Genomic DNA, 21,016 nt, shown 5'->3' on the forward strand with positions numbered 1-21,016 from the left:
TCTCATGAAATTTGCAGTTCTTGTGTTCCCTGGCTCCAACTGCGACATCGACTGTTACAAGGCAGTGGAAGATGCGATTGGACAAGAGGTTGATTATGTATGGCACACGGCTACAGATCTTTCGGCTTATGATTGTATTTTAGTTCCGGGTGGTTTCTCTTATGGTGACTACTTGCGTTGCGGAGCGATTTCCCGCTTTGCACCGGTAATGAACGAGGTAGCGAAAGCTGCTGAACAAGGTAAATATATTTTGGGTATTTGCAACGGATTCCAGATCCTGACGGAAGCGGGATTGCTTCCAGGTGCATTGATCCGTAACACTTCCCTGAAATTCCGTTGTCACGATACGGTATTGAAAGTGGCGAACGCAGATACACCATTTACACGTGACTATGCACCCGGCGAAGAGATTATCATCCCGATTGCTCACGGTGAAGGCAACTATTATTGCGACGAGGAGACGCTGGCGAGTCTGCAAGCGAACAACCAGATCGTATTTACGTATGGTACCAACCCGAACGGCTCTCTGGGTGATATTGCAGGAGTCTGTAACGAGGCTGGAAACGTGGTCGGCATGATGCCGCATCCAGAGCGTGCAGTGGATTCACTGTTTGGTTCGGAAGACGGCAAACGTATGTTTACATCTATTTTGAAAGCATGGAGGGATCGGCATGACGCAGCAGCTATCCGCTAAGGAACCAACAGCAGAACAGGTCGCAGAACATAAACTTTACGCACAAATGGGCGTATCTGACAGCGAGTATGAGCTGATCTGTGAGTTCATGGGGCGTAAGCCAAACTACACGGAAATTGGTGTGTTCAGTGTAATGTGGTCCGAGCATTGTGCTTATAAAAACTCCAAGCCATTGCTGCGCCGTTTCCCAACCACTGGACCACGTGTCCTGATGGGACCTGGTGAAGGTGCCGGTATCGTGGATATCGGTGATAACCAGGCCGTTGTATTCAAAATTGAAAGCCATAACCATCCTTCCGCAGTTGAGCCTTATCAAGGTGCGGCAACAGGTGTGGGCGGCATTATCCGTGATATTTTCTCCATGGGTGCAAGACCGGTAGCAATACTGAACTCCCTTCGTTTTGGCAAGCTGGAGAGCGATCGAGTTAAATATTTGTTCGAACATGTGGTAGCAGGTATTGCTGGATACGGTAACTGTATCGGTATTCCTACCGTTGGTGGCGAAGTGATGTTTGATGAGAGTTATGAAGGCAATCCGCTGGTTAACGCCATGTGTGTGGGTCTGATTGATCATGACAAGATTCAGCGCGGCGTAGCTAAAGGTGTAGGTAACCCTGTGTATTATGTTGGTCCGCCAACAGGCCGTGATGGAATTCATGGAGCAACCTTTGCATCGGTTGAATTGACGGAAGAATCCGAGTCCCAACGGACAGCCGTTCAGGTCGGTGACCCGTTTATGGAGAAACTGGTGATGGAATCTTGTCTGGAATTGATCGACACGGGAATCGTGCTGGGAATTCAAGATATGGGTGCCGCTGGTCTGACATGTTCGAGTGCAGAGATGGCAAGTAAAGCGGGTAACGGTCTGGAACTGTATCTGGATCAGGTACCACAGCGTGAAGAAGGCATGACACCTTACGAGATGATGTTGTCTGAGTCCCAAGAACGGATGTTGTTCGTTGTTGAGCCGAAGGACGAGGCGCAGGCGATGGAAATCTTTGAACGTTGGGGCGTAATCTGTGCCAAAGTTGGTAAAGTAACGGATGACGGTCGTCTGAAATTGATCCACCACGGCGAAGTTGTCGGAGATATGCCAGTAACGGCACTGGTTGACGAATGTCCAGTGTATGACAAACCTTCTTCTGTACCTGCATACTACGAGCAAAGTGCTTCCATCGACACGCTTCGTTACGACGAAGTGTCGGATCTCGGCGGAGCGTTGAAACAAGTATTGGCTTCACCAACAGTAGCTAGTAAAAAATGGGTGTATGATCAATATGACTACATGGTGCGTACAAGCACTGCCGTTCGTCCGGGTTCGGATGCGGCTGTAGTTACGATTCGTGGCACACGCAAAGGTCTCGCAATGACAACGGACTGTAATGGACGTTATGTGTACCTTGATCCTGAAGTTGGCGGACGGATTGCCGTAAGTGAAGCAGCGCGTAACATTGTATGTTCCGGTGCTGAGCCACTGGCGATTACTGACAACCTGAACTTCGGTAATCCGGAGAAACCGGATATTTTCTGGCAAATGGAGAAAGCGGTAGACGGTATGGCGGAAGCTTGCCGTGTGCTGGATACGCCGGTCATCGGTGGTAACGTAAGTTTGTATAATGAAAACGCCAAAGGCTCCATCTATCCAACGCCAGTTGTCGGTATGGTAGGTCTCGTTCATGATACGGATCATATCACGACACAAGCATTCAAGTCCGAAGGTGATGTTATCATCCTCCTGGGTGAAACAAAAGCTGAACTGGGTGGCAGCGAGCTGCAATACGCGGTTCATGGTCAGACGGAAGGTCGTCCACCAGAACTGAACTTGCAAACAGAAAAAGCGTTGCTCAGCACGGTGCTGGAAGCTATTCAATCCGGTCTCGTTCGCTCGGCACATGACTTGTCTGAAGGCGGCTTGGCTGTTGCACTCGCAGAGTCTTGCATCAGTGGTAACGTAGGAGCACAGGTGAATGTGGAGACTGCATTGCGTGCAGATCACGCCCTATTCAGTGAGAGCCAATCCCGTATCTTGTTGTCGGCTACGCCAGAGCAAGCGGGTAAACTTGAAGCATTTGTACGTGAGCGTGGTGTACCTGTAGCTGTGATTGGACGTGTAGAAGGAAGTAACCTGACGATTGAATTGAACGGAACATCAGCCGTGAGCGAACCTGTAGGAGGTTTGGCTCAGGTCTGGGAGGATGCGATTCCATGTCTCATGAACTGACGACAGGACCGTTGTGGACAGGCGATTATTATAATGAAGGGTCCGGCAAGGAAGGACTCGACAAATTGAAAGAAGAATGCGGTGTGTTCGGGGTGTTCAGACACCCTGACGCGGCTTCGCTCTCCTATTATGGACTGCATGCGCTGCAACATCGGGGCGAAGAAAGTGCAGGCATGTGTGTGAGTGATGGCAGCCAGTTTAACTATCATCGCGGCATGGGTCTGGTGAAGGAAGTATTCACCAAAGACCTGATGCAGACGCTGACCGGGGATATTTCCATTGGACATGTCCGTTATTCAACGAGTGGTGACAGTAAACTGACAAACGCACAGCCATTGGTATTTAAATACCGTGATGGCGATTTGGCGGTAGCGACCAACGGGAACATTGTGAATGCACCAACGATCCGGCGCGAGCTGGAGCAGAGCGGGTCCATTTTCCAAACAACAAGTGATACCGAGGTCATTGCGCATCTAATTGCACGATCCTCCAAAGGGCTTGTGGAAGCGGCAAAAGAGGCGTTCCAGCGCATTGTGGGTGGTTATGCATTTCTGATCATGACCAACGACAAACTGCTCGTGGCTTCCGATCCGCACGGACTTCGTCCGCTGACGATGGGTAAGCTGGGAGATGCATATCTGTTTGCATCTGAGACGTGTGCACTGGAAACAATTGGCGCAGAGTTAATCCGTGACATTGAACCGGGTGAACTACTTGTGTTGGATGCAGATGGTCTACATGAGGATCGCTTTGATCATCACAAACACCGCAAGGCATTATGCGCGATGGAATATATTTATTTTGCTCGTCCGGATAGTGATATGAATGGTACGAACCAGCATGCGGCCCGTAAACGGATGGGAAGCCGGATGGCGATTGAGTCGTTTGTGGATGCGGACTTGGTTACGGGGGTACCAGATTCCAGCATCTCGGCGGCCATTGGATATGCTGAACAGACAGGTATTCCGTATGAAATGGGTATGATCAAGAATAAATACACCGGACGTACGTTTATCCAGCCAAGCCAGGAATTGCGGGAGCAGGGCGTGAAGATGAAGCTCAGCGCTGTGCGTCGCGTTGTGGAAGGCAAACGTGTGGTCATGATTGACGACTCCATCGTACGGGGAACAACTTCCCGACGGATCGTGAACATGCTACGTGATGCAGGAGCTACCGAGGTTCATGTGCGCATTACATCACCACCTTTCAAAAACCCGTGTTTCTACGGTATTGATACGCCTGACAGCCGTGAATTAATTGCTTCACAGTTGTCGGTGGAAGAAATTTGCCGTGAAATTAATGCGGACTCCCTGGAGTTCCTCAGTCCCGATGGACTGATTGCATCGATTCAGGGAGATAATCAGGATGATCCGAAGGGCGGACTATGTCTCGCATGTTTTGATCATGATTACCCAACCCGCCTCGATTTTGGCGGCGAGGAAAAATTCGGTTGCAGCTGTTAGCCCTCAAGCCCCGCTTTGCGGAGCAACAGGGGCTAGGCAGCCGAGCGAAGCAGCTGCCCCCCCGGGCCTAGCCCGAGCCCTTAAGCCCCGCCTTGCGGAGCAATAGGGGCCAGGCAGCCGAGCGAAGCAGCTGCCCCCGGGCCTAGCCCGAGCCCTTAAGCCCCGCCTTGCGGAGCAACAGGGGCTAGGCAGCCAGGCGAAGCAGCTGCCCAGCGGGCTTGCCCGCGCCCTTAAGCCCCGCCTTGCGAAGCAATAGGGGCCAGGCAGCCGAGCGAAGCAGCTGCCCAGCGGGCTTGCCCCGCAGCGTAGCTGAGCGGGGTTCGCCGACCGATGGCTTGCAGCCAACGGAATCGGCGAACAATCCCGCGAGATAACGCACGAACCAACCATAGCAAGATCACACCAGCCACCTCTGCACCGCTTTTTTGGCGGGTGTCCAGAGGGCCTGCCAAGGTCCTATGGGGTCCTCCCGGGCGGGAGGATTTAGGTGGGGCGAAAAAAAAGGAGATGATTCCACTTGTCCGAAGCATATAAAAAGGCCGGCGTTGATATCGCGGCAGGTAATGAAGCGGTTGAACGGATGAAAAAACACGTGAAGCGTACCTTCCGTCCGGAAGTGATGACGGATCTGGGTGGATTCGGTGCCCTGTTCGGTTTGAACAAAGATAAATACGATGAGCCGGTGCTTGTATCCGGTACAGACGGCGTAGGCACCAAACTGAAAATTGCATTTGCCATGGACCGTCACGATACCATCGGAATCGACGCGGTAGCGATGTGTGTGAACGACATTGTGGTACAGGGTGCAGAACCACTCTTCTTCCTTGACTATCTGGCATGTGACAAAGTCATTCCTGAGAAGATTGAAGCTATTGTTGCGGGAATCGCTGAAGGCTGTCATCAATCTGGTTGTGCGTTGATCGGTGGCGAGACGGCGGAGATGCCGGGCATGTACAGTGAAGGCGAATACGATATTGCCGGATTCACGGTGGGGATCGTGGACAAAGCGAAGATCATCAATGGTACAACCATCGCCCCTGGCGACACAGTGATTGGACTTGCTTCCAGCGGTGTGCATAGTAACGGATTCTCGCTGGTACGCAGACTTTTGTTGGAAGATGCGGGACTTGATCTGCATGATGAAGTAGCGGAACTGGGTGGTAAGCTGGGAGATTCACTGCTGGAACCTACAAAGATCTATGTTAAACCCCTGTTGTCCTTGCTGGAAAAGGTAAAAGTAAAAGGTATGGCTCACATTACAGGTGGTGGTTTCATCGAGAATATCCCACGTATGTTGCCGAGCAACGTGAATGTGGATATTGACTACGGCTCTTGGCCGATCCTGCCAATCTTCAACCTGTTACAGGAAAAGGGGGCTGTCTCGAACCGGGACATGTTCACCACATTTAACATGGGTGTCGGGCTTGTACTGGTCGTTAATGAAGCAGATGCATCGGAAGCGCTGCAACAACTGAAAACATCTGGTGAAGAAGCGTACATCATTGGCCGTGTTACTGAAGGAGATGCGCGAGTAACCTTCACGGGAGCGGATGTTTAATGGCGAACTACCGCATAGCTGTATTTGCCTCGGGTGAAGGGACTAACTTTCAGTCATTGGTCGATGCAGTACGGAATGGTGGGCTGAATGCATCCGTTGATCTGCTCGTGTGTGATAAACCATCTGCACGTGTTGTGCAGCGGGCACAGGACGCAGGCGTGGAATGTCATCTGTTTACTCCGAAAAATTATGCTTCCCGTGAAGCCTATGAGTCAGAGATCGTGGAAGTGCTTGAATCCAAAAAGATCGACCTGGTCGTTCTTGCCGGATATATGAGATTGCTGACTTCCGTTGTGGTGGATCGTTACGCAGGGCGGTTGATTAACATTCATCCGTCCTTGCTACCGGCATTTGCAGGTAAGGATGCGATTGGACAGGCATTGGAATACGGTGTGAAAGTTACGGGTGTGACCGTGCACTTTGTGGACGGAGGCATGGATACAGGGCCGATTATTGCCCAGCATCCGGTTCCCATTTTGCCAGAGGATACGCCTGAGTCAATCAGCCGTTCCATTCATGCGGCTGAACAGCAGTTATACCCTGAAGTTGTTTCCTGGTTCGCGCAAGGTCTGGTTCAGTTAGACGGACGTCACGTGACTGTTAACAAACCGGTTTGATATAAGTTAAATTTTTTTACACATTAACGGAGAGGACAGAAAAAACCTGAAAAAGCGAAGCGTTCGCCTTTATCACCGGATTTTCCCTTTAAGAAAAGGGAATCAAAAAATCTGGGGATAACAGCGATTGGAAGGTTGTTCTGTCATCGGAGTGTCCCGTGTAAACATCTTGGTTCAACTTCTATAACAGAAGTCGAATATTGGTACGCATTTTGTGATATTTCTCGGGAAATAAATCGGCTGTGTTTCGTCAGGAAACGCGAAGCCATGGGACATTAAAGGAGGAGCATATTGTGAGTATCAAAAGAGCGCTGGTTAGCGTATCGGATAAAACGGGCATCGTGGACTTTTGCCGCGAGCTGTCGCAAATGGGTGTGGAGATTATTTCGACAGGAGGTACAAGCAGCCTGTTGTCGAAGGAAGGCGTACCTGTCATCGGAATTTCGGATGTGACCGGATTCCCGGAAATCATGGACGGACGTGTCAAAACATTGCATCCGGCAGTTCATAGTGGGTTGTTGGCTGTGCGTGATAACGAAGAGCACACACGCCAGATGGAAGAACTCGGTCTCGGCTATATCGATCTGGTTGTCGTGAACCTGTATCCATTCCAAGAGACTATTGCGAAACCGGACGTAGCATACGAAGATGCCATCGAGAACATCGATATTGGCGGTCCAACGATGCTTCGCTCGGCAGCCAAAAACCATGCCTTTGTCAGTGTCATTGTAGACGCATCTGATTACAGCCAAGTGTTGGAGGAAGTGCGCAACGATGGAGATACCACTCTCGAAACTCGCAAACGGCTTGCGGCAAAAGTGTTCCGTCATACGGCGGCTTACGATGCACTCATCTCCGACTACCTGTCCAACGTAAATGGCGATCCACTGCCAGAGCGTCTAACGGTTACTTACGAAAAACTCCAGGATTTGCGTTACGGCGAAAATCCACACCAGCAGGCGGCATTCTACCGCAAACCGCTGGCTGCTCAAGATACGTTGACAACAGCCGAGCAATTGCACGGCAAAGAGTTGTCTTATAATAACATCAACGATGCGAACGCAGCATTGCAGATCGTCAAAGAGTTTGAAGAACCAGCCGTTGTCGCGGTTAAACATATGAACCCATGCGGCGTGGGCATTGGCGCAAGTATCTATGAAGCTTACAGCAAGGCATATGCTGCGGATCCAACGTCTATCTTTGGTGGCATTGTGGCAGCGAACCGTATTATCGACAGCGATACAGCAGGCAAATTGAGCGAGATTTTCCTGGAAATCGTACTTGCCCCTGACTTTACACAAGAGGCTCTCGATATCCTGACGAAGAAGAAAAACATTCGTTTGCTGAAAACGGGTGAACTGAATGCTGCTCGTAAACGGGAGAGCCAATTCGTGGTAACGTCCATCGACGGTGGTATGATCGTGCAACAGTCCGATGTACACTCCATCGAAGCGAGCGAGCTGAACGTGGTAACTGATCGTGCACCATCGGAAGATGAACTGAAACAGCTGTTGTTTGGCTGGAAAGTAGTTAAACATGTGAAATCCAACGCGATTGTACTTGCAGCGAATGATATGACGGTAGGTGTGGGCGCTGGACAAATGAATCGTGTGGGTGCGGCCAAAATTGCGATTGAGCAAGCTGGCGAGCAAGCAAAAGGTGCTATTTTGGCATCCGATGCGTTCTTCCCAATGGGTGATACGCTGGAACTGGCAGCAAAAGCCGGAATTACAGCAGTGATCCAACCTGGTGGTTCGATCAAAGACGAAGAATCCATCAAAGTAGCCAATGAATACGGAATTGCCATGGTCTTCACAGGCGTTCGTCACTTCAAACACTAGAACGAAAAAGGTTTAAATAGGGGTGTCGCCAGTCATACTTATGACTTATGGTACACCCCCTCTTTTTTAGGTTTTTTAATACGCGATAGCGTAACAAATCCAGTTATGCACGGAGGGGGAACAGAACGAATGGATATTCTGGTAGTAGGCGGCGGTGGCCGGGAGCATGCAATCATCTGGGCGCTGGCAAAGAGTCCAAAGGTAGACAAGATTCACTGTGCACCGGGAAATGCAGGTATTGCTCAGCTCGCTGAGTGTCATGCGATTGCGGTAAATGAATTCGATAAACTAATGGCTCTTGCTGTAGAGCTTAAAGTGGGATTAGTGGTTATTGGTCCGGATGATCCGTTGGCGGATGGAATCGTGGATGCATTTGATTCGACAGGTATTCCGGTATTCGGACCTCGTCGTAATGCAGCAGAGATCGAAGGAAGTAAAACGTTCATGAAGGACCTGCTGCACAAATACAACATTCCAACTGCAGCCTATGAGAAATTCGACAATTACGAACAAGCTCAAGCATACCTGAATGAGCAAGCAATTCCGGTTGTCATCAAGGCAGATGGACTTGCAGCGGGCAAAGGTGTGACAGTAGCTTATTCCCGTGATGAGGCTGATCAGGCTCTGCGTAGCATCATGGTGGAGAAGGTATTTGGTGAAGCGGGAGCCAAAGTGATTATCGAGGAATTCCTCGCAGGACAGGAAATGTCGATTCTGGCTTTTGTCGATGGGGAGACGGTTCGCCCAATGGCCGCAGCACAGGATCACAAACCTGTATTCGATAATGATCAGGGGCCAAACACAGGCGGTATGGGTACATACTCACCTTTGCCACATATCCCTGCTTCTATTATTGAGGAAGCCGTGGAGACGATCATCAAACCAACGGCCAAAGCGATGGTTTCCGAGGGACGCCCATTCCAGGGTGTATTGTTTGCCGGGCTGATGATTTCACCAGATGGTAAGCCCAAAACGATTGAGTTCAACGCACGTTTTGGTGATCCGGAAACACAGGTTGTATTGCCACGCCTAAAGAGTGACTTGTTTGATATCTTCTGGGCAACCGTTCATGGCAAGCTGGCTGATATTGAGATTGAATGGAGTGATGAAGCCGCAGTATGTGTGGTGCTTGCTTCAGGAGGTTATCCGGGTCCTTATGCCAAAGGTGTAGTCATTAAAGGACTGAACCAAGTAGATGACGCCGTGGTTTTCCACGCAGGTACAGCACATAGTGAAGCAGGAGACTGGGTTACGAATGGTGGACGGATCCTGGGTGTAGTTGGCCTTGGTGCGGATATTGCCGAAGCCAGAAACAAAGCTTATCAACAGGCGGAGCGTATCCATTTTGATGGTAAACATCAGCGAACGGATATTGCTGCCAAAGCACTCGTATAGAATGAATATAAGAGCCCGTAAAGATGTATACCGGAAAGGTATTTGCATCTTGCGGGCTCTCTGCTACGTATATAGATGTATCTTGTGCAAACTGCCGGACTTGTCCGTACGGGAAAGAACATGGGAAAGATACGAAACAGGATTAAATCAGGCATGTTTAATGCCCTAAAGTAAGGGGTAGTATTTTTATAAATTGGACTATACTAAACATGTGAAGATTATCACATTACGAGGTAATATCAATCATATTATATAAAGTACGTAACATACATAGAGACTAATTTGTGAACATTATACTGTAAGCTTGTGGCAAACCATAACGTGCAACTGGATGGTTGAGCGGGAAACATGGTATACTTTTCGGAAACAGGAATGAGTACGAGGGGAGGTGGATATCTATTGGGTAGGCGATATTGTAAATTGTCCAAATGGCGAATCTAGGTGGAGTTAAGCGAGGAACAATTGACAGCATGAGGGGTAACCCGATTTGAATGAAGAAGTTTCTGCAAGTCATTGACTTCATCTTGAATTCCTGTTTTGTAATTTTACAAGGTCAAACGTAAGACTTATACAAAAGATATCATTGAAATCAATTTTATATAAGGCAGACGTCGTGTTGAAAGACTAACAGTTGATGAATGGTTAACACAGTTAACGGATCACGCTGTAACTATCTCTGGAGGTGAATCCCTGAGAACCGGGGAAATCATTGGACATAATTACCATATTGAATATCGTATTACTTATTATCTTGATTGCATTGACTGCATTTTTCGTAGCATCGGAATTTGCTGTAGTCAAAATTCGTACATCAAGAGTGGATCAACTGGTCGCGGAGGGCAATAAAAAGGCCGTATTGGCTAAAAAAGTTGTCTCGGACCTGGATTATTATCTGTCAGCCTGTCAGCTCGGTATTACGGTCACTGCACTGGGACTGGGAGCGCTCGGAAAACCGACGGTTGAGAGATTGTTATATCCGGTATTCAATTATTTAGATGTACCTGCTTCAATCTCGTCGATTGCTTCCTATGCGATCGCCTTTATCCTCGTCACGTTTTTGCACGTGGTTGTTGGTGAGATGGCACCGAAAACGTTGGCGATTCAATTCTCAGAAAAACTGACATTAATGCTCGCCCCATCGCTATACTGGTTTGGTAAAATCATGTATCCGTTCATCTGGGCGCTTAATGGAACATCACGTGTTCTTCTGCGAGGATTCGGTGTGAAGCCTGCCAAACATGATCAAGCCTACTCGGAGGATGAGATCAAAATCATCATGAACCAGAGTTATGAAGGTGACGAGAACAACAAGACCAAGCTTTCATATCTGGAAAATGTATTTGTGTTCGATGAACGTGATGCCAAAGACATCATGGTACCTCGTACAGAACTGGTGACATTAGATCAGGATATGACCTATGACGATATTATTCCTATATTGGATGAACATAACTACTCACGTTACCCTGTCATCGAGGATGGGGACAAGGACCGCATTATCGGCGTTGTGAATGTGAAAAAGATTTTGCCTGACATGGTAGCCGCAAGAACATATCAACTAAGCGAGTTCGTTCGTGAGATCCCATTTGTTTCCGAAGTTACAAGTATCCAGGATGCAATGATTAAAATGCAGCAGGAACGTGTACACATGGCCGTGGTCGTGGATGAATATGGGGGTACCTCGGGTATCATTACGATGGAGGATATTCTGGAGGAACTTGTCGGTGAGATTCGCGATGAATTCGATGCCGATGAGGTGGCTGATATCCAGGAAACCGGAGAGAATCAATATCTCATTAATGGCCGGGTACTTTTGGATGAAGTGGAGCGGCAGTTCGGACTTAGCTTTGAAGGTAATGAAGAGATGGATACCGTTGCTGGATGGATTCAATACCAGAAGGGTGTAGGTGTGGAAAAAGGAGACACGGTAGAACACGGCGATTATGTCTGGACCGTTGTGGATACCGAAAACTATCACATCAAACAAGTTCTTCTGGAACGAGTGAGCGGCGCACAGGTTGAGGAAGCTACTAGCGATCTGGCGTGATCTTGGTTGGTTCGATCTGACTGTAATCTAGGGTTTGACTGCCTATTTGGCTACTGCCCTCAGAATTTAGAACGTTTTGGCAACGTAGCAGTGTAGGGGACGGAATCGATCCTGAAGAAGCGTAGCGTTCGCGTTTGCAAACCAATTTTAAACCTTTGAAAACAATAATCAGGAAAATTTGGAGGCAATGGCGATCGGAAGAACGAGCCGTCATCGGAACGTCACTCGTGCAACCTTATTTTAAAATTTAATGGAGGTGAATCCCTCAACCCGAGGGAAATCATTGGACGGAATAATAGCCTTGAATTTATTTTTAGTAGCCGTATTTATAGGTCTGACAGCCTTTTTCGTTGGAGCCGAATTTGCAATTCTTAAAGTACGGATGTCCCGAATCGATCAATTGATCTCGGAAGGCAACAAAAAGGCAGTACTGGCCAAAAAAGTGGCGCACAACCTGGATTATTATCTGTCGGCATGTCAATTGGGGATCACCATCACGGCGCTGGTATTGGGAGCCTTGGGTGAACCTACTGTTGAGAAAATGCTGCATCCGCTCTTTGAGCGAATGGAAGTACCAGCGGCATTGTCTACCGTGCTTTCCTATGGTATTGCTCTGGCGATCATTACGTTCCTGCACGTGGTTATTGGTGAATTGGCACCGAAAACCCTGGCGATTCAGTTTGCAGAGAGAATGACGCTGTTGCTGGCACCACCACTGTATTGGTTCGGTAAAATCATGAATCCATTCATCTACGCGCTAAATGGAGCTGCTCGTCTGTTGCTTGGCATATTTGGTGTAAAACCTGCCGGGCATGATACCGTTCACTCCGAAGAAGAGCTGAAGCTGATTATGGCACAGAGCTACGAGAGTGGCGAGATCAACCAGACGGAGCTGGACTATCTCAAAAACATTTTTGCTTTTGATGAGCGTCTGCTTCAGGAGATTATGATTCCAAGAGATAAAATTGTTACTCTGAATAAGGAAATGCCGATTGATCAGATCATTGAGACGCTGAATCGACACGAATACACGAGATACCCTGTTATTGCGAATGGGGATCAGGCTCATTTTGTTGGCTTCATTAACACGAAAGAAATGCTGACGAGTGTAGCAGCAGGCAGAGACTTCAATATGGAGACATTTGTTCACAATACACCGAGTTTCTCCGAGCGTTCTCCAATCAAGGATGTACTGATCCAGATGCAGCAAAGCCGTGTACACATTGCAACCGTGAAAAACGAGGCAGGTGCTACGGTAGGTATGGTTACGATGGAGGATATCCTTGAAGAGATTGTCGGAGATATCAAGGATGAATACGAGCATAAAGATTTGGTGAATCCACCAAAAAGAATGAAACTGGTTTAAGAAGCATTAATACAAAAGTAATACAGGAATACGAAACAAGCTAATCAATCGTTATAACGCTAAGCAGGTTCCCGGAGTGATCGGGGCCTGCTTTTTGCATTAAATCTTAATTTTAAAATAAAAGCTTGCATATTGAGGTCCAATGGATTAATATAAATTTAAAGAATCTTAACTTAAAGATAAATAACAGAAACCAATAAATAAAAGAAGCAAAATAAGTCGAACTAATAACTTACACGTAACGAAGAGGACAGAAAAAACCTGAAAAAGCGAAGCGTTCGCCTAAAAGCTTTCTGTAAGAAAGCTGCATCGAAAGCATAAGCTATCCCCGGATTTTCCCTTAGGAAAAGAAATCAAAAAAATCTGGGGATAACAGCGATTGGAAGGTTATTCTGTCATCGTAGTGTCTGTGTAAATAAACCAAGGGAGTGGAGATTATGTTCAGAACTTCAGGAATTCATCATATTACAGCTTTTGTTGACGATGCGCAGAAAAACGTTGATTTTTATGCAGCTGTGTTGGCGCTCAGACTGGTGAAAAAAACAATAAACTTTGATGCACCGGACGTGTATCACTTGTATTACGGGAATGAGCAGGGTGCACCGGGCACAATCATTACCTTTTTCCCACAGCAGAATTCAAGAAGAGGTGTCATTGGGTCAGGTCAGACTGGAGTTACCGTATATGCGGTTCCTGTAGGAAGCCTGCCTTTCTGGAAAGAACGTCTTGCTTCCTTCGATATTCCATATGAAAATAAAACCAGATTTGGTGAGCAGTACATTCGTTTCTTCGACAAAGGCGGTCTGTTGCTTGAACTGGTTGAGCGTGAAGGCGGTCAGCCAAGCAACTGGAGTTTCAACGGTGTGACACCGGAGCATGCCATCAAAGGATTTGGCGGAGCCGTATTGTTCAGCCACGTTCCTGAGAAAACCATGGACGTCTTGGTGAGCAAACTGGGTCTGGAGCAAGTCGGTGAAGAGAACGGACTTCTTCGTCTTCAGGCAAGCGGCGATATTGGTCAGATCATCGATATTCAGTCCACAGGTATCCAACGCGGGATTGGTGGAGCCGGAACGGTTCACCATATTGCATGGCGTGCCAAAGATTACGTGGAACATGAACAAATTCAGCAGGATCTTGAACAATCCGGATATCATCCAACGCCAGTTATTGACCGTCAATACTTCAACGCTGTGTATTTCCGGGAGCCGGGTGGTATACTGTTCGAACTGGCTACGGATCCTCCGGGATTTGCACGGGATGAACCAGCAGAGAGCATGGGTGAGAAACTGATGTTGCCTGAATGGTATGAACCACAGCGTGAGCAGATTGAACAATTGTTGCCACGAATTGAAGTACGTGAATGGAAAGGAGAGTCCAAATCATGACCACAACCAATACAATGAAACATATCTATAAAGCAGGTGCTCAGACGGATGCGCCAACAATCCTGTTGCTTCATGGCACAGGCGGAACCGAGAATGATCTGATCGGTCTGGCGGAGATGATCGCACCAGGAGCTGGCATACTTGGGGTGCGGGGGAATGTATCGGAGAACGGGATGCCCCGTTTCTTCCGCCGCCTGGCCGAAGGTATTTTTGATGAAGAAGATCTGATTGCTCGTACGGCAGAGCTGGGATCTTTTGTAGATGCAGCTGCGGTGGAATACGGTTTCGATCGGTCCAACGTGTATGCACTGGGTTACTCTAACGGTGCCAACATTGCGGCAAGCTTGATCTTCCATCAAGCGGATGTATTCAAAGGTGCAATCTTGCATCACCCAATGGTACCGCTGCGCGGACTGGAACTGCCGGATCTGAAAGGTCTGCCTGTGTTCATTGGTGCGGGCGAGAACGATCCGATTGTACCAAGACGTGAAACCGAGGAACTTGCTTCGCTGCTCAGCGGTGCAGGTGCCGATGTAAACACGCATTGGGAGCGTCAGAGTCATCAGTTAACTCGTACCGAGGCAGAAGCTGCAGCAGCTTGGTTTAAGACACAGGCGTAAATTGGTGGATAGACGGTTATGAAACATATAGAGACAGCCTGATCGTGAAGATCGGGCTGTTTTTCCTTTTTATTTTGATCATCGTCAGGAAGAAGAAATGATTGACTGGTGTTATGTAACCGTTACTAACCGGGTAAACATTTGAATGTGTGGTAGATAACCTTGTATGCTTAGTGATATAGCTATGTATCAACATCATGAACTGGAGGGGTTAATGTGGAACGTAACATCAAGGAACTGGTACAGCGGATGACACTGGAAGAAAAAGCGGGCATGTGTTCGGGACTGGACTTTTGGCATCTGAAAGGGGTGGAGCGTCTTGGCATTCCATCCATCATGGTGACGGACGGACCTCACGGACTACGCAAGCAGGATGGGAGTGCGGATCATCTTGGACTAACGTCGAGTGTGCCTGCAACCTGTTTCCCGTCTGCGGCAGGATTGGCTAGTTCATGGGACAAGGAGCTGGCGCGTCAGGTCGGGGTGGCTTTGGGAGAGGAATGTCAGGCCGAGGATGTAGCGGTATTACTTGGACCGGGTGTAAATATTAAACGTTCCCCATTGGGTGGACGTAATTTTGAATACTTTTCCGAAGATCCGTTGTTATCTACGCAGATGGCTACCGGTCATATTCAAGGTGTGCAGAGCCAGGGTGTGGGTACGTCTCTCAAACACTTTGCAGTTAATAATCAGGAAGAACGGCGTATGTCGATTGATGCGGTGGTGGATGAACGGACACTGCATGAGATCTATCTGGCAAGCTTCGAAGGTGCGGTGAAGGATGGACAGCCGTGGACGGTGATGTGTTCTTACAATAAGGTGAACGGTACGTATGCAGGTGAGAATGAATGGTTGCTTACGGATATCCTGAAAGACGAATGGGGTCACGAAGGTCTTGTGGTATCAGACTGGGGTGCGGTTAATGAACGTGCAGATGCCCTTGCAGCAGGACTGGAACTGGAGATGCCAACAAGTGGTGGAATCGGTGAGCGTAAAGTGATCGATGCCGTAGAAAGCGGACAACTGCCGCTGGACAAGCTGGATCGGGCGGTGGAGCGTCTGCTTACGCTGATCTTTAATGCCGTTGATCAAAAGCAAGATGGGGCTACATATAATAAGGATGAGCATCACCAACTTGCGCGTAAGGTGGCAGCCGAGAGTATGGTTTTACTGAAAAATGAAGAAGGTATCCTGCCGCTTGGGCGTGAAGGCGATGTGGCGATAATCGGGGCATTTGCGCGTAAACCTCGCTTCCAGGGCGGGGGAAGTTCCCACATTAATCCGACCAAAGTGGATGATATTGTGGAAGAGATGACACAGGTGGCTGGCGAAGGTGTAACCTTCTCGTATGCCCCAGGTTATCGGATTGAAGCGGATGATGTGGATGAGACATTGATGCATGAGGCTGTTCAGGCAGCACAGTCAGCGGATACCGCTGTTGTGTTTGTTGGATTGCCGGATCGTTATGAATCCGAAGGGTATGATCGTGCCCATTTGCGTCTGCCTGACAATCATATTCGTCTGATTGAAGAGATTGCAAAAGTACAATCACGTGTGGTTGTGGTGCTGAGCAACGGATCTCCAGTGGAGATGCCTTGGTTGCCGCAGGTGCAAGCGGTGCTTGAAGCTTATCTTGGTGGACAGGCCGTTGGTGGAGCGATAGCTGATCTGTTGTATGGAGAGGTGAATCCGTCCGGTAAACTGGCAGAGACATTCCCTGCCAAACTCAGCCATAATCCCTCTTATCTGAATTTCCCGGGTGAAGGGGATCGAGTTGATTACCGGGAAGGCATCTTTGTTGGTTACCGCTATTATGATAAAAAAGAGCTGGAGCCACTGTTTCCGTTTGGTTATGGACTAAGTTATACGACATTTGAATATGCTGACCTGAAGGTAGATCGCACAGAATTGACCGATCAGGATGAGGTGAATGTGCAAGTAAGGGTCACCAATACCGGTGACAGAGCGGGCAAAGAGATTGTACAGTTGTATGTCAGCGATGTAGAGAGCACAGTTATTCGTCCTGTAAGAGAATTGAAAGGATTTGCGAAGGTGGCCCTTGAACCTGGAGCGTCCAAAGTGGTGAGCTTCACACTAAACAAACGTTCATTCGCCTATTACAACGTAGATATGAAGGACTGGCATGTGGAGACCGGAGAGTTCGAGATTCAGGTAGGCAGCTCCTCACGGGACATTCATGTGCACACACGTGTGAATGTAGAGTCTACAGCGACATTCCTTCCAACCTATACGCGTAATAGTACATTGGGTGATATCCAGCGTGATCCGGCCCATAAACAGCTACTGGACCAGGCTTTGCAACAATTCCAGGAAGCCAGTGGGTTCGGCGGTGATGATGCCGGGGATCATGCAGATATGATGGATGCGATGATGAAATATATGCCGCTGCGGGCACTGGTTGCGTTTAGCGGTGGGGCCATGACGGAAGAAGCGATGAATGAACTTCTGGAGCAGCTGAACAACAAGGATCATGGTATTCGGGGATAAGGGGCTGCGCCCTTAAACCGAATATTCTTCCATCCTTGGATTAAGCGATACGTGCAGGAACTGCGCACGAAGCATAAGAATGTGCATGAGGACCAGCCGCATAGTGGCTAGGACAGTTACCCGATCCGATCATGGATCGGGTTTTCTTTTTGCATAAGGAAAAAGGAGGGGGAAAGGAACGGTGTATGGAGGATGATCCTTGCAACGTGACAGAGGTGACAGGACTGCTGTAACTTGCTGAAGCAACATGGTTGTCGTAAAGCATGGATTATTCTATAATGAAGTAATTGATAATCATTTTCAATTAGATTCGGTGATAGATGACTATGCACGTAATCAGGAGGGGAATATGAATCCTAACCCTAGCTCACATACATTTGGTTCAAGTGCGTTTGTTCAGACCCGCGATGGTCGCAAACTACATTATATGTCCAGGGGAACAGGAGAACTGACGGTTGTATTTGAGTCCGGTATGGGCGCCTCCAGATCAAACTGGGGACTGGTTGCACCAGCCATTGCTGAGCATGCACGTGCTGTTGTGTATGATAGGGCAGGCGCAGGACGAAGTGACGTCGACTCGGCTCCGCGCAGTCTTGAACGCATTGCAGGAGATCTAGGGGATCTGCTGACGGCTCTTGGTTCGGGCCCATTCATTCTGGTTGGACATAGCTGGGGAGGTCCAATTGTACGGGCTGCGGCAGCTGCACATCTATCTCGATTACTTGGCATTATTCTGGTAGATCCATCAGACGAGCATTGCGAAATGTATTTTTCCAAGCTTACTAAAAAGAGCTTTGCCATCAATGGTTTCATTATTCCAATCATGGCGCGGACTGGCTTATATAAGATGCTTGGCAGCAAAGCTGGAAGTGTTCAGCCTGACGATGTGGCAGCGGATCACCTCAAGGAGGATTTCACTGTACGGGCAGCCAGCACGATGCTTGCGGAAGGCAAAACATTTCTGGATGACATGGCAGGGCTCCTGGAACATCCTCCGGCTCTGGGTAATTTGGAAGTTAGCGTGATCTCGGGTACGAAACCGGGCAAGGGAGAGGGGAAAATAAGACCTGCCCTCATTACGGCGCATCGTCAGACGGTGAGCCAGCTGTCCAATGCGAGATGGATTGGGGCCGATCAATCGGGACATATGGTTATGTATACAGACCCACAGGTTATTATTGATGAAATTATACGAATGATAAATGATGTGAGCTCAGGCGCAAGAACAGAACAAAAGTGATACAATACAAAGAAAAGCAGTGCGCGACATTGCTAGACCATAAAAGCGGAGTGTGGAGACAACATGAAACCAGTTGAACAAGAACCAACGGGAACCACAAGTCCCGGTCGTGCCAGTGTTGGCATGGAAGATATCGTACGCGCACATCATGTGCTGCGTGAGGTCATTGTAAGAACGCCGTTACAGCGGGATGCTGTATTGTCGGCCAAATATAACTGTAATGTGTATCTGAAAAGGGAAGACCTTCAAGTGGTACGTTCGTTCAAAATTCGGGGTGCCTATAATATGATTCGCAGTCTGACACCAGCTGAGATGGAGAAGGGTATTGTCTGTGCAAGTGCGGGCAACCATGCTCAGGGTGTTGCTTTTAGCTGTAATGCCCTTGGAATTAACGGCAAAATCTTCATGCCGAGTACAACACCGAACCAGAAGGTGAAGCAAGTGAGACGTTTTGGCGGCAGCAACGTTGAAGTGGTGCTGATCGGGGATACGTATGATGACGCTTATGCAGAAGCAATGCGTGCATGTGACGAACAGGGCATGACGTTTATCCATCCTTTTGATCAACCGAAGATTATTGCAGGTAATGGTACGGTAGCGATGGAAATCATGGAAAGTCTCGATGAGAATGCCGACTATGTATTCGTGACGATTGGTGGCGGAGGGTTGGCAGCCGGCGTGGGAACCTACATGAAGACCGTGAGTCCAGAGACACGCATCATTGGAGTTGAGCCACTTGGGGCAGCTTCCATGAGTGAGGCGATGTTCCGCAAACAGGTTGTGACGTTGGATGATATTGATAAATTCGTGGATGGTGCAGCGGTGAAACGGGTTGGTGATCTCACCTTTGATATCTGCAATAGTATACTTGATGACATTGTGAAAGTGCCGGAAGGCAAAGCCTGCACAACTATTCTGGAACTATATAATGAAAATGCGATCGTTGTCGAGCCTGCCGGTTCCTTGGCTGTTGCGGCGCTGGAGCAGTATCGTGAGCAAATCGTGGGCAAGACGGTGGTCTGCGTAATTAGTGGCGGTAACAACGATATCGACCGGATGCAGGAGATCAAGGAACGTTCCCTGATCTATGAAGGTCTGAAGTATTATTTCATGGTTAATTTCCCGCAGCGTGCAGGAGCTTTACGTGAATTCCTGGAGGAAGTTCTAGGGAAAAATGATGATATCACCCGGTTTGAATATACGAAAAAGCATGATAAGGAAAATGGCCCTGCCTTGGTGGGCATCGAGCTGATGTACAAGGAAGATTACCACCCGCTCATTGAACGTATGAACCGCAAAGGTATCGCCTATACCGAACTGAACAAAAATCTAAATCTGTTCAACATGTTAATCTGATGAAACATTTCAGTATGCCGTCAGATCACCACGAAACATCTCCTCTGATCAGACCTGCACGCATAGAAGATGCTGATCAGGTTGTTCCTTTGCTGTATCAGGCGATAGGAGACATTGCATACGCGCTTGCGGGTGAGGCGGATCATGAGAAGGCGATGCAGATTTTGCAGGAGTTCTATGTACAGGAAAACAACCGGATTAGCTATCGTCATGTGACAGTGATGGAGCAGGATGGGCTGATCGCGGGGATTCTGGTGGCCTATGATGGCGGAGAAGCAGATCGTCTGGACCAGCTGATTCTGGATCGACCTGGACGAAGCCGGGATGAGAAGTATGCATTGGTCAAAGAGACCCGTCCGGGGGAGTATTATCTGGATACTCTCTCGGTAAGTGAAGCATATCAGGGGCAGGGTATCGGCCGGGCACTGATGGCTGCTTTTGAGCAGCAGGGCAGAGATCTGGGTCACTCGCAGGTATCTTTGATTGTAGAACGAGACAACGGCCGTGCGCTAATGCTGTACGAACGGCAGGGATATGTCAAAGACGATGTGATTGTCATCGCAGGACATGAGTATAATCATATGGTCAAACCGATTCAATAGTGCAGGGAGCTGACCGGTTGAGTTAGTTCTGATGATAAAGCATGAAGAAAACCGCCACAGAGCGAATCCTGTGGCGGTTTTTGTTGTGGTTATCTGTTGG

General features: G+C 48.5%; 16 protein-coding genes. 15 read left to right on the forward strand and 1 reads right to left on the reverse strand.

Going from position 1 to position 21,016, the window contains the following annotated elements:
• The first annotated feature begins 4 nt into the window (after positions 1-4).
• From purQ to purF, 3 genes are read left to right on the forward strand one after another with little or no spacing between them, the layout of a single operon-like run.
• Entirely contained in the window at positions 5-694 is a 690-nt protein-coding gene (gene purQ, locus PAEAM_RS01020; RefSeq protein ID WP_036606071.1) for a phosphoribosylformylglycinamidine synthase subunit PurQ, read from the forward strand.
• Positions 672-2,915: a phosphoribosylformylglycinamidine synthase subunit PurL gene (gene purL / locus PAEAM_RS01025; RefSeq protein ID WP_100526311.1), complete on the forward strand. Its 2,244-nt coding sequence runs from the start codon at positions 672-674 to the stop codon at positions 2,913-2,915. The genes purQ and purL overlap by 23 nt, the downstream gene beginning before the upstream one ends.
• Positions 2,900-4,378, forward strand: a complete 1,479-nt coding sequence (purF, locus tag PAEAM_RS01030; RefSeq protein WP_036606069.1) for an amidophosphoribosyltransferase — start codon at positions 2,900-2,902, stop codon at positions 4,376-4,378. Before purL ends, purF begins: the two co-directional genes overlap by 16 nt.
• 230 nt (positions 4,379-4,608) lie before the next feature.
• Here purF and PAEAM_RS01035 read toward each other — a convergent pair whose 3' ends face one another.
• Positions 4,609-4,830 carry a hypothetical protein gene (locus PAEAM_RS01035; protein ID WP_100526312.1) on the reverse strand — a complete coding sequence of 74 codons (222 nt, stop codon included), beginning with the start codon at positions 4,828-4,830 and terminating at the stop codon, positions 4,609-4,611.
• A gap of 65 nt (positions 4,831-4,895) precedes the next feature.
• On the opposite strand from PAEAM_RS01035, the gene purM reads away from it, so the two are divergent.
• The 12 genes from purM to PAEAM_RS01095 all read left to right on the forward strand — a co-directional run bounded on the left by purM (position 4,896) and on the right by PAEAM_RS01095 (position 20,916).
• Positions 4,896-5,936 (forward strand): phosphoribosylformylglycinamidine cyclo-ligase, encoded by a 1,041-nt coding sequence (gene purM / locus PAEAM_RS01040; RefSeq protein WP_100526313.1) that lies wholly within the window; start codon positions 4,896-4,898, stop codon positions 5,934-5,936.
• Positions 5,936-6,553 (forward strand): phosphoribosylglycinamide formyltransferase, encoded by a 618-nt coding sequence (gene purN / locus PAEAM_RS01045; RefSeq protein ID WP_036606067.1) that lies wholly within the window; start codon positions 5,936-5,938, stop codon positions 6,551-6,553. Before purM ends, purN begins: the two co-directional genes overlap by 1 nt.
• Positions 6,554-6,846: 293 nt before the next feature.
• Positions 6,847-8,394 (forward strand): bifunctional phosphoribosylaminoimidazolecarboxamide formyltransferase/IMP cyclohydrolase, encoded by a 1,548-nt coding sequence (gene purH / locus PAEAM_RS01050; RefSeq protein WP_100526314.1) that lies wholly within the window; start codon positions 6,847-6,849, stop codon positions 8,392-8,394.
• Between the two features lie 129 nt (positions 8,395-8,523).
• On the forward strand, positions 8,524-9,789 hold the full coding sequence (gene purD / locus PAEAM_RS01055) for a phosphoribosylamine--glycine ligase (RefSeq protein WP_100526315.1): 1,266 nt from the start codon (positions 8,524-8,526) through the stop codon (positions 9,787-9,789).
• Positions 9,790-10,498: 709 nt separating this feature from the next.
• Positions 10,499-11,836, forward strand: a complete 1,338-nt coding sequence (locus PAEAM_RS01060) for a hemolysin family protein (protein WP_100526316.1) — start codon at positions 10,499-10,501, stop codon at positions 11,834-11,836.
• Between the two features lie 283 nt (positions 11,837-12,119).
• Positions 12,120-13,202 carry a hemolysin family protein gene (locus tag PAEAM_RS01065; RefSeq protein ID WP_036606063.1) on the forward strand — a complete coding sequence of 361 codons (1,083 nt, stop codon included), beginning with the start codon at positions 12,120-12,122 and terminating at the stop codon, positions 13,200-13,202.
• Between the two features lie 437 nt (positions 13,203-13,639).
• The gene (locus PAEAM_RS01070) at positions 13,640-14,590 is read left to right on the forward strand and encodes a ring-cleaving dioxygenase (RefSeq protein ID WP_036668391.1); all 951 of its coding nucleotides are present in this window, start codon (positions 13,640-13,642) and stop codon (positions 14,588-14,590) included.
• A 14-nt stretch (positions 14,591-14,604) separates the two neighbouring features.
• A complete protein-coding gene (locus PAEAM_RS01075; protein WP_100526418.1) occupies positions 14,605-15,210 on the forward strand; it encodes an alpha/beta hydrolase in 606 nt (201 codons plus the stop codon).
• Between the two features lie 216 nt (positions 15,211-15,426).
• On the forward strand, positions 15,427-17,718 hold the full coding sequence (locus tag PAEAM_RS01080; protein WP_100526317.1) for a beta-glucosidase family protein: 2,292 nt from the start codon (positions 15,427-15,429) through the stop codon (positions 17,716-17,718).
• 349 nt (positions 17,719-18,067) lie between these two features.
• Entirely contained in the window at positions 18,068-18,958 is an 891-nt protein-coding gene (locus PAEAM_RS01085) for an alpha/beta fold hydrolase (protein ID WP_100526318.1), read from the forward strand.
• Positions 18,959-19,021: 63 nt separating this feature from the next.
• Positions 19,022-20,314 (forward strand): threonine ammonia-lyase IlvA, encoded by a 1,293-nt coding sequence (gene ilvA, locus PAEAM_RS01090; protein ID WP_017690682.1) that lies wholly within the window; start codon positions 19,022-19,024, stop codon positions 20,312-20,314.
• A complete protein-coding gene (locus PAEAM_RS01095) occupies positions 20,314-20,916 on the forward strand; it encodes a GNAT family N-acetyltransferase (RefSeq protein ID WP_243391227.1) in 603 nt (200 codons plus the stop codon). The genes ilvA and PAEAM_RS01095 overlap by 1 nt, the downstream gene beginning before the upstream one ends.
• The last annotated feature ends 100 nt before the right edge of the window (positions 20,917-21,016 follow it).

This window comes from Paenibacillus sp. GM1FR (assembly GCF_002803315.1).
Lineage (GTDB): Bacteria > Bacillota > Bacilli > Paenibacillales > Paenibacillaceae > Paenibacillus > Paenibacillus amylolyticus.

What these genes read in the sequence shown, in the direction of transcription:
- PAEAM_RS01070 (WP_036668391.1), top strand. Translation starts at nt 13,640, where the DNA reads ATGTTCAGAACTTCAGGAATTCATCATATTACAGCTTTTGTTGACGAT.
- ilvA (WP_017690682.1), top strand. Translation starts at nt 19,022, where the DNA reads ATGAAACCAGTTGAACAAGAACCAACGGGAACCACAAGTCCCGGTCGT.
- purD (WP_100526315.1), top strand. Translation starts at nt 8,524, where the DNA reads ATGGATATTCTGGTAGTAGGCGGCGGTGGCCGGGAGCATGCAATCATC.
- purN (WP_036606067.1), top strand. Translation starts at nt 5,936, where the DNA reads ATGGCGAACTACCGCATAGCTGTATTTGCCTCGGGTGAAGGGACTAAC.
- purF (WP_036606069.1), top strand. Translation starts at nt 2,900, where the DNA reads ATGTCTCATGAACTGACGACAGGACCGTTGTGGACAGGCGATTATTAT.
- PAEAM_RS01095 (WP_243391227.1), top strand. Translation starts at nt 20,314, where the DNA reads ATGAAACATTTCAGTATGCCGTCAGATCACCACGAAACATCTCCTCTG.
- PAEAM_RS01085 (WP_100526318.1), top strand. Translation starts at nt 18,068, where the DNA reads ATGAATCCTAACCCTAGCTCACATACATTTGGTTCAAGTGCGTTTGTT.
- purQ (WP_036606071.1), top strand. Translation starts at nt 5, where the DNA reads ATGAAATTTGCAGTTCTTGTGTTCCCTGGCTCCAACTGCGACATCGAC.
- PAEAM_RS01075 (WP_100526418.1), top strand. Translation starts at nt 14,605, where the DNA reads ATGAAACATATCTATAAAGCAGGTGCTCAGACGGATGCGCCAACAATC.
- purL (WP_100526311.1), top strand. Translation starts at nt 672, where the DNA reads ATGACGCAGCAGCTATCCGCTAAGGAACCAACAGCAGAACAGGTCGCA.